General features: G+C 61.5%; 6 protein-coding genes. All 6 read left to right on the forward strand.

From position 1 onward, the window contains the following. On the forward strand, nt 1-1,106 hold a 1,106-nt coding region (locus AB4Z11_RS15070; RefSeq protein WP_442026059.1), incomplete at its 5' end, for a DUF4139 domain-containing protein. Nucleotides 1,107-1,137: 31 nt separating this feature from the next. After that, on the forward strand, nt 1,138-2,094 hold the full coding sequence (locus tag AB4Z11_RS15075; protein ID WP_442026060.1) for an NAD(P)H-dependent flavin oxidoreductase: 957 nt from the start codon (nt 1,138-1,140) through the stop codon (nt 2,092-2,094). 49 nt (nt 2,095-2,143) lie between these two features. Next, nucleotides 2,144-2,725: a BPSL1445 family SYLF domain-containing lipoprotein gene (locus AB4Z11_RS15080; RefSeq protein ID WP_442026061.1), complete on the forward strand. Its 582-nt coding sequence runs from the start codon at nt 2,144-2,146 to the stop codon at nt 2,723-2,725. A 331-nt stretch (nt 2,726-3,056) separates the two neighbouring features. Further along, nucleotides 3,057-4,265: an ABC transporter substrate-binding protein gene (locus tag AB4Z11_RS15085; RefSeq protein WP_442026064.1), complete on the forward strand. Its 1,209-nt coding sequence runs from the start codon at nt 3,057-3,059 to the stop codon at nt 4,263-4,265. Nucleotides 4,266-4,381: 116 nt separating this feature from the next. Further along, nucleotides 4,382-6,949, forward strand: a complete 2,568-nt coding sequence (locus tag AB4Z11_RS15090; protein ID WP_442026062.1) for a TonB-dependent receptor — start codon at nt 4,382-4,384, stop codon at nt 6,947-6,949. Nucleotides 6,950-7,019: 70 nt separating this feature from the next. After that, nucleotides 7,020-8,307 (forward strand): glucose/galactose MFS transporter (gluP, locus tag AB4Z11_RS15095; RefSeq protein ID WP_442026063.1); only part of this gene is annotated, 1,288 nt, incomplete at its 3' end.

The following is an 8,307-nucleotide window of genomic DNA, read 5'->3' on the forward strand; positions in this document are numbered from 1 at the left end:
CGCAGATGCAGCGCATTCAAGTGCAGATGCGCGACATCGACAAGAAGATCGCCGTACTACAGGGCGAATTGAACAAGGTGCGCAGCGGTGTGCGCGATCAGCGCAGCATCACGATTGCCATCGCCGCGCATCAGGCGGGATCGGTGAAGCTGTCGTATCAGGTGAATCGCGCCGGATGGAAGCCTGCTTACCGCGCCACACTGAACTCCACGACCTCGGTCATTGAACTGGAGCGTATGGCCGTGGTATCGCAGAAAACCGGCGAGGACTGGTCCGGCGTGGACGTGAAGCTGTCGACCGGTCAGCCGCGCCTGTCGCCGCAAGCACCTGATCCGTCGCCCCTGCTGCTGACATACTCCAAGCCGCAGCCAATGGCCGACTACCGCATGGTGACGCCCGCGCCTTTGGCGGCGCCGATGATGCTAAGCGGCTCGCGCTCGGTGGAAGAGAGCTACATCCCGCCGGTCATGGAGTCGCAAAACACCTTCGACACCGAATTCGCTGTGCCTGGACGCGTGAACCTGGCGTCCGATGGCCGTGAAATCACGCTGTCGCTGTCGCATCAGAACCTGCAGGCAAAGCAGCGCGTGCGCATCGTCCCGCGCCAGGACAAGTTCGCGGTGGTGACAGCGGAAGCCGAGCGCCCGGCAGGCGTCTGGCTGAACGGGAATGTGCAGCTGTTCCGCGACGGCGCCTACGTCGGCGCGGCTTACTGGAACACGCAGGCGTCGGACAAGCTACAGCTGTCCTTTGGCCGTGATGACCTGATCCGCGTAACAGTCGACCGCGCCGGCCAGCAGTCGGGCAGCGCCGGCTTCCTGTCGCAGCGCGGCGAGCGCCAGGTGAAGGACCTGTTCACCATCAGCAGCCTGCACAAATCGCCGGTGGACGTGCTGGTGCTGGAAGCCTCGCCCGTCAGCACATCCGACGAAATCAAAGTGCAGAAAACCTTCACCCCGCAACCGGGCATTACGGCATGGGAGCAGCGCCAGGGCATCGTCGGATGGGAGACATCGCTGGCGCCAAACGAGAGCATGAAAATCGACGTTGGCTACACTATCGCCTATCCCAAAGACGGAAGCGTGRGTGGGATGTCGTCGCTATAATAGGCTTTCGAACTTACCGGACCGCCGCACCATGACTATCCCAGCCGTCCTGCAGAATCTGACTCTCCCGGTCATCTCGTCGCCCATGTTCATCGCCAGCGGACCGGCGCTGGTGGCGGCGCAGTGCAAGGCCGGCATCGTCGGCTCCTTCCCGGCGCTGAACGCGCGGCCCAAGGAGCTGCTGGACACCTGGCTGACCGAGCTGCAAGCCGAACTGGCGTCGTTCCAGCAAGCCAATCCGGACAAGCGCGTCGGCCCGATCGCGGTGAACCAGATCGTGCACCATTCGAACGACCGGCTGGAGCACGATGTGGAAGTCTGCGTGAAGCACCAGGTGCCGATCATCATCTCGTCGCTGCGCGCACCGCCCAAGGAAATGCTGGATGCTATTCACTCCTACGGCGGCATCGTCATGCACGATGTGATCAACATCCGTCACGCCGAGAAGGCACTGGAAGCAGGCGTTGATGGCTTGATCCTGGTTGCCAGCGGCGCAGGAGGCCATGCCGGCACGCTGTCGCCGTTTGCATTGGTAGGCGAGGTGCGCCGCTTCTTCAACGGCCCGATCGCGCTGTCCGGCTCCATCGCAACGGGCGATGCCATTCTGGCGGCACAAGCCATGGGCGCCGACTTTGCCTACATCGGTTCGCGCTGGCTGGCCACGAAAGAGTCCAACGTCACCGACCAGTACCGCGAAGCCATTCTCGATTCCAGCGCCTCGGACATCGTCTACACCAACCTGTTCACCGGCGTGCACGGCAACTACCTTAAAAAGTCCATTGTGGCCGCAGGTCTCGACCCCGAAGACCTGCCGCAGTCGGACAAATCGAAGATGAGCTTTGGCAGCGGCAGCGCCAAAGCCTGGCGCGATATCTGGGGCGCAGGGCAGGGCGTAGGCCTGATGCATGATGTGCCCACAGCTCAGGAAATGGTCGAGCGCCTGAAAGCCGAATACAGCGCTGCGCGCGCCCGCCTTCAGTTGAGCTAGAATCGTCGGATGGCCGGAGGGCCGGCCGCTTATAAAAACGGAGGGTTCCATGCGAAATCGAATGATTCTGTTGAAAACCGTGGCAGCGCTGGCCCTGGCCGGCATGTCATTGGGAGCATGCACTACCACCACCACGGCCAACAAGGCGCCTGCCGCCGACCAGCGGGCGGACATCGTGCGCGGCGCGGACACCACCCTGGATCGCCTTTACAAAGAGGTCAAAGGCTCGCGCGAGCTGGTGGCCAAATCCAATGGCGCCCTGGTGTTCCCGAACGTGGTCAATGCGGGCCTGATTGTCGGCGGCGAGTATGGCAAAGGCGTGCTGATCACCGGCGGCCGTCCTAGCGGCTATTACAGCATGGGCAGCGTATCGGTGGGCCTGCAGGCAGGCGCCCAATCCAAAGCAATCATCATCCTCTTCATGACCCGCGACGCGCTGGAGAAGTTCCGCGCCAGCTCCGGCTGGACCGCAGGTGTGGACGGCACCGTGGCCGTGCTCAAAGTCGGCGCCAATGGCGAAGTCGATACCACCACCGCCACCCAGCCTGTGGAAGCCATGGTGCTTACCAACGCGGGCCTGATGGCTGGCGTGAGCCTGGAAGGCACCAAAATCTCGAAGCTGGATCTGTAGTTTTCTCCCTTGGGGGCAGGGCGTTGCAACCTTGCCCCATCTTTTGCGTAAGTATTGCGCTCATCTTGTTAAGTTTTGTAAGCCTGGCTTACATCACGTCTCACGGTTTTACGGGCCCCGGCGGGCGCTCTGTAAAGTTATGTAAGCGGCGCAGCGCCGCATTTTAAAAATCCTCAACAAAATCATAAGCTTATGAATTAGGCTATGCGTTGGCGTGCGCGCTGGTGTCACGTTTTTTCGGGTGTTAGCATGAATTTACTGAACGACAACAACCCGAGGAGACCCCACCGTGCCAACCCGCCGCTCCCTGCGCGCCGTACTTTGCCTGGCCATGCTGTGCGCCAGTACCGCCCGCGCCGGGACCATCGTGCTGGAAAGCTGGCGCGAGGACGACAAGGTGCTGTGGGAAACCGTTCTGCTGCCGGCCTTCGAGCGTAAGCATCCCGGCATCACGGTCAAATTCTCGCCGACGGCACCGACCGAATACGACACCAGCCTGGCCGCGCGGCTCGGCAACGGGACGGCGGGCGACGTGCTGGCCTGCCGTCCCTTCGATACCTCGCTGCTGCTATACCGCCGCGGCTATCTGGAAAAGCTGAACGGCAAGGCCGGCATGGAGAACTTCGCGCCCGGCGCACTGGTCGCCTGGCAGACGGACGATGGCAAGGACACCTTCTGCATGCCGGTCGCGTCGGTGATCCACGGCTTCCTGTACAACAAAAAGATCTTCAAGAAGCTGAATTTGCAGGTGCCCGCAACGGAGACTGAATTCTTCGGCGTGCTGGATGCCGTCCGCAAGAGCCCATACGCCCCGCTGGCGCTAGGCACCGCCGACCAGTGGCTGTCCAGCCAGACGGTGTTCACCAATATCGGCCCCAATTACTGGAACGGCGAGCAGGGCCGCCGCGCCCTGATCGATGGCCAGGCGCGCTTCACCGACCCGCAATTCCTGGCCGCCTTCGAGTTCGAATCGCGCCTTGCCGCCTACATGCCCAAGTCGGCGCCGGTGCAGACATACCGCGACAGCCAGGCCCAGTTCGCACAAGGGAATACGGCCATCTATCCCGCCGGTTCCTGGGACATCGCCTACTTCAACCAGTTCCCCGACCTGGAGCTGGGTGTATTTGCACCACCGCTTCAGCATGCGGGCGACAAATGCCAGATCTCCGACCACATGGATATCGGCATCGGCATCAACCGCAAATCGCGCAACAAGGCCGATGCCTACAAGCTGCTGGCCTGGATGGGATCTCAGGAGTTCGCTGACCTCTACACCAACCGCGTGATCGGCTTCTTCACGCTGTCCAATCACCTCATCGCAGTGCATGACCCGCTGGCCAAGCAGATGGCTGCATGGCGCAGCAGCTGCGATTCGAATTTCCGCCTGAATGCACTGATCATGAACCGCGGCTTGCCGAATATGGAGAGCGAGCTATGGAGCGTGAACGCGCAGGTCCTGAACGGCAAGCTCGGTGCGCGCGAGGCGGCGTCGCGGATTCAGGCCGGTTTTGCGAAGTGGTACAAGCCGCAACAGAACTGATCACACTCCCCCAAGTGTGTTGGCCCCGGTAATGGGAGTATTCCGGGGATTTTTTTGCAGATTCGAATAACGACAAGGGTACGCAAATGAGTGAGGCACTGCTTAGGAAAAAACGCTTGCCGCAGCTGATCGCTGTGGTGCTTGGCACGCTCGCGCTGCATGGCGCACACGCCGCGGAAGGCGACGATGCGCTGCAGACGGTGGAAGTTCGCGGCATCAAGGAAACGCTCAAGAAGAACCTGGCGGAAAAGCGCGATGCGCTGAACGTGGTCGATACCGTTACCGCCGAGGACCTGGGCAAATTCCCGGATAAGAACGTAGCCGATTCCCTGCAGCGCGTGCCCGGCATTTCGGTCGACCGCACCTGGGGTGAAGGCCGCGATATCTTCGTGCGCGGCACGGACAAGAACCTCAACATGACGCAGCTGAACGGCCASTCCGTCGCCTCCGCTTACTGGTGGAAGAACGACTCGCAAAGCCGCGGCTTCAACTACGACATTCTGCCGTCCGAACTGGTGGGCAGCCTGGATGTCTACAAGAGCCCATCGGCAGATCTGGACGAAGGCAGTATCGGTGGCCTGGTGATCGTGAAGACCCGCAAACCGCTTCAGTTCAAGAAGCCGCTGACTTTGCAGGCCTCTGTCGAAGCAACCTATAGCGACCTGCCGAAGAAAACCGACCCGCAGGTATCGGGCCTGGCCAACTGGATCAATGAGAGCAAGACTCTGGGCGTATTGCTGGCTCTGAGCCGCCAGGAGCGTACCATGCGCCGCGACGGCCTGGAGGACTTCACCGACGCCACCAAGTACGCCATCGTCGACCAGCATGGCGTCGCGACGCCGAACGCATACGCTTCCTGGGGCGGTGGTACGCCAATCTTCCGCCAGGACCGCAAGCGCACCACCGAGGATCTCACGCTGCAGCTGCGCCCGACGCCGGAATCCGATGTGTCCGTGCACTACCTCCATTCCTATATGGACATGGATAACAACAACCAGAACTACCTGTGGCAAATCGGTGGCCTGGCGGATTCCACCAACACGATCCACATTACCGATCCGCGCTTCATCACCACCGGCGATGGCACCAAGGCCGTGGTCGGCGGCACTGTCGGCCCAACCACTGGTGTATCGTTCGAGCCGATTTACCGCCAGGCTTATGTGAAATCCAAAGTGCTGGACTTCGACGGCACCTACGACGGCAATGGCTGGAAGCTGCACGCGCAGGCCGGCACCACGTCCGGCGCGGGCGGCAGCCTGCATGACCGCAATTTCTGGTTCACCGGGAATACGCGCGCCACCATCAATATCGCACCGGACACCTACGAGGTGAAGTACCTCGACATGAATCCGCTCGACCCCACCAAGCTGACCTTGCAGAGTGCGCGCGACTGGATTCGCCGCATGGAGAGCAAGGAGAACTACGGCCAGGCCGACCTGACCTTCGATCTCGACAACGCCTTCATCAAGGCCATCAAGGTCGGTGTGAAATACCGCGACAACACCGTGCAGAATCATCGCACCATCGGCACTGCCGGTCCGGGTAGCCCAGGCTGGATCTCGTATTCGCTGGCTGACTTGTCCACTGGTCCATCGCCGATGATCAGCCAGGCCGCCGCCACGGCGGGCTCGCTGACCCAGTTCGCCTGGGTGGATGACGGCCTGGCCGCGAGCAAAGGCTTCACCATGTACGACAAGGCGATGTCGTATGCGGAAGCAAAGGGCGAGTATTACCGCATCCAGGAGAAGATCGCTGCGGCCTATGTGCGCGCCGACTTCGCCTACGACAAATTCCGCGGCGATGTCGGTGGACGCTTCGTGCACACCAAGCAGACTTCCGAGGCGTACCAGGACCTGAGCGGCAACGGCAATTACGTGCTGGGCGAAGTGCCGCGCAGCTATTCCGAGTTCCTGCCCAACGTGAACGTGGTGTACGACCTGCGCAAGGATTTGCTGGTGCGCGCTGCCGCTTCGCGTGTCATGGCGCGTAACACCTTCAGCGATCTGAGCGCAAGTACGGAAGTCAGCGGCACCACGAACGCTGCCACCGCAGGTAATCCGCTGCTGAAGCCTTATCATGCCAACCAGTTCGAGATTGGCGCGGAATGGTATTTCGCTGATGCGTCGCTGCTGTCCGCTACCCTGTTCACCAAGCAGCTGGACACCTTCATCTACACTTCGACCGCGATGGAGAACGTGGCCGGCGTGCAGCGTCCGGTGACCCGGCCGCACAATGCCGACAACGGCGCCAAAGTGAACGGACTGGAACTGCAATGGCAGCAAGCCTTCGGCAACACGGGCTTCGGTACTATCGTGAACTACACCTTCACCGATGCCAAGACCGGCGCGGTGGCGGGCGGCCGCAAGCTGAATGTGATCGGCAACTCGCGCAACCAGCTGAACGCCAGCGCGTACTACGAGAAGAACCGCTACAGCTTCCGCGTCTCGTACAACTACCGCTCCAAATCCTATGGTGGTCTGGACGAAGGTGGCCAGGACGTGACCAGCGCCTACGGCCAGTGGGACGCGACGGCGAACTACGACATCACGCCGCAAATCAGTCTGTTCGCCACGGCCGTCAATATCGGCAATGAAGTAATCCGCACCAATACCACGGACGGCCTGCCGGTCGGCGTGTACGAAAACGGTGCGCGTTACAGCATCGGCCTGCGCGCCAAGTTCTGATACGCAGTACCGCTGCACAGCCTCCCCCGGTGGCGGGGGAGGCTTCTCCTTCCTCGCTCCACGGATTCACATGCACAAAGATCAGACTCTCAAGCTGGCCGTGCCGGCCGCTTCTCCAGCCGGTAACGTAGTGGTGGCCATGCTTTTCGTTGGCCTCATGTTTTTCATTCTCGGTTGCGCTACATGGCTGAACGGATCGCTGATTCCCTTCCTCAAAATCGTCTGCAATCTGAATAACTTTCAGTCGCTGTGGGTCACGTTCGCTTTCTACATCGCCTACACCCTGATGGCGTTGCCTTCCGCCGCCGTGCTGCGGCGCGTGGGATACAAGAATGGTATGTCGCTTGGCCTGGCGATCATGGGCCTGGGCGCACTGCTGTTTATTCCGGCCGCGCGCAGCAGCTGGTATAGCCTGTTCCTGCTGGCGCTGTTCACACTGGCCAGCGGCATGACCTTGATGCAGACAGCCATCAATCCCTACATTGTCTGCATCGGCGCACGCGAGAGCGCGGCCATGCGCATCAGCATCATGGGCTTCTTCAACAAGACGGCGGGCGTGCTGGTGCCGCTGGCCTTCAGCAGCATGATGCTGTCGGGTATCAGCCGCTATTCCGATGCGGCGCTGGCCACACTGGATGCGGCGGCCAGCGCTGCGCTGCGCAGCGAGCTGGGTCAGCGGCTGGAGTTTCCTTATGCCGCAATGGCCGCGGGCCTGTTCGCCATCGCGGTCGTGGTGCGCTTCTCGCCGTTGCGCGAAATTCCGGAAGAGGCGGAAGTGGGCGGCCATTCGGGCTCGCATTGGGGCGTGCTGCAATTTCCCCAGCTGGTGCTGGGCGCGCTGGCGCTGTTCGTCTACGTCGGCGTGGAAGTGATTGCCGGCGACACGATTGGCCTGTATGGCCGTAGCCTGCGTGTGGAGAATTTCGGCGTGCTCACGTCTTACACCATGGCCTTCATGATGGCGGGCTATGTGGTCGGCATCGTTGCGGTGCCGCGCTGGCTGTCGCAAAAGCACGCGCTGCTGCTGTCCGCGCTGTGCGGCATGGTATTCTCGTTCGGCGTGACGCAAGCCTCCTCGGCGGGCAGCGCGCTGTCGAGCGCCATGCTGGGCTGGGCAGGCGTGCCGGCAGTGCCGGACACTGTGATGTTTCTCGCCATGCTGGGCTTCGCGAATGCGCTGGTGTGGCCTGCAATCTGGCCCCTGGCGCTGAATGGCTTGGGCAAATACACCGCCAGCGGCTCGGCTTTGCTCATCATGGGCATCGCGGGTGGTGCGCTGCTGCCGATGATTTACGGGCACTTGTCTGATCTGTCCAGTTCACAAGCGGCGTACTGGGTGCTGCTGCCATGCTACGCAA

Origin of the sequence: Pseudoduganella sp. RAF53_2 (assembly GCF_052113985.1) — a bacterium.
Taxonomy (GTDB): domain Bacteria; phylum Pseudomonadota; class Gammaproteobacteria; order Burkholderiales; family Burkholderiaceae_D; genus Rugamonas.